The organism is Ramlibacter aquaticus, assembly GCF_015159745.1.
In the GTDB taxonomy this organism is placed as follows: Bacteria; Pseudomonadota; Gammaproteobacteria; order Burkholderiales; family Burkholderiaceae_C; genus Ramlibacter; species Ramlibacter aquaticus.
In genome coordinates this window covers 1-253 of the sequence record NZ_JADDOJ010000223.1, presented here as the reverse complement: position 1 = coordinate 253, position 253 = coordinate 1, and the positions used below count along the sequence as shown (strand labels likewise).

General features: G+C 62.1%; 1 pseudogene. It reads right to left on the bottom strand.

The features are described from left to right. Window positions 1-128: 128 nt before the first annotated feature. A pseudogene (locus IM725_RS20215) lies at window positions 129-253 on the bottom strand (NAD-dependent epimerase/dehydratase family protein); the annotation flags it as partial.

Below are 253 nucleotides of genomic sequence, written 5' to 3'. Positions count from 1 at the left end.
TCGCCCATCGAGTTCGTCACGCTCAATCCGGAGCGCGAGAGAGCGGTCCGAGCCGGCGCAGCCCCGGAGGTCCATATCGACCAAATGGCTGCATGACTGAGGCGACAACTACCTTGACACGCGCCGTTCTCCATGAAGCGCGCGAGCCAGCCGAAATGCTTGGGGTCGAACCATCCGTACATCAAGGTCGGGCGAAGAACGCAGCCAGCCACGCCACTGGCCAGGAAGTGTTCTTCCTGGGTCTTCTTGGTGC